This is a genomic window from Nocardia thailandica NBRC 100428 (assembly GCF_000308795.1).
Classification (GTDB): Bacteria; Actinomycetota; Actinomycetes; order Mycobacteriales; family Mycobacteriaceae; genus Nocardia; species Nocardia thailandica.
The window spans coordinates 1-757 of the sequence record NZ_BAGK01000099.1; the positions used below are offsets into that span (position 1 = coordinate 1).

Annotated in this window: 1 rRNA gene; it reads left to right on the forward strand. The window is 54.2% G+C overall.

Annotated elements, in window-relative coordinates:
- Nucleotides 1-303: 303 nt before the first annotated feature.
- A 23S ribosomal RNA gene (locus ON36_RS35795) occupies nucleotides 304-757 on the forward strand; the annotation flags it as partial.

Below are 757 nucleotides of genomic sequence, written 5' to 3' on the forward strand. Positions count from 1 at the left end.
CCGTTCACACAGGTGAATGTGTCTCTGGCAGAGCCGTTTCGGACCCACATGTGGTCCGGCGGTGCTCATGGGTGGAACGCTGACAAGCTTCATCGCACTCGGTTGCCGGCCATGTCCGGTGATCGCGGTGGATATACCGACACACTATTGGGTCCTGAAAGAACAGACGTTCTTTCCAGGCAAGAAACGATCCGCTCGGATCGTCTGTGACATCGGCTCTCGTGAGGGGGTGCTGGTCCGGATGGCCGATTCGATGCGGGTGTGTTGTTTGAGAACTGCACAGTGGACGCGAGCATCTTTGTTTTGTAAGTGTTTAAGAGCGTTCGGTGGATGCCTTGGCACCAGGAGCCGATGAAGGACGTAGGAGGCTGCGATAAGCCTCGGGGAGCTGTCAACCGAGCTGAGATCCGAGGATTTCCGAATGGGGAAACCCAGCACGAGTGATGTCGTGTTACCCGCATCTGAATATATAGGGTGTGTGGAGGGAACGTGGGGAAGTGAAACATCTCAGTACCCACAGGAAGAGAAAACAACAGTGATTCCGTGAGTAGTGGCGAGCGAAAGCGGATGAGGCTAAACCGTGTAGATGTGATAGCCGGCAGGCGTTGTCTACGCGGTGTTGTGGGGCTCATTTTCTCGACTCTGCCGGGTCGAGCGACAGTAAGAAACCAAATGGTTAGTTGAAGTGGTCTGGAACGGCCTGCCATAGACGGTGATAGTCCGGTAAACGAAAACTGTTTGGCTGTTGTAATGAGTA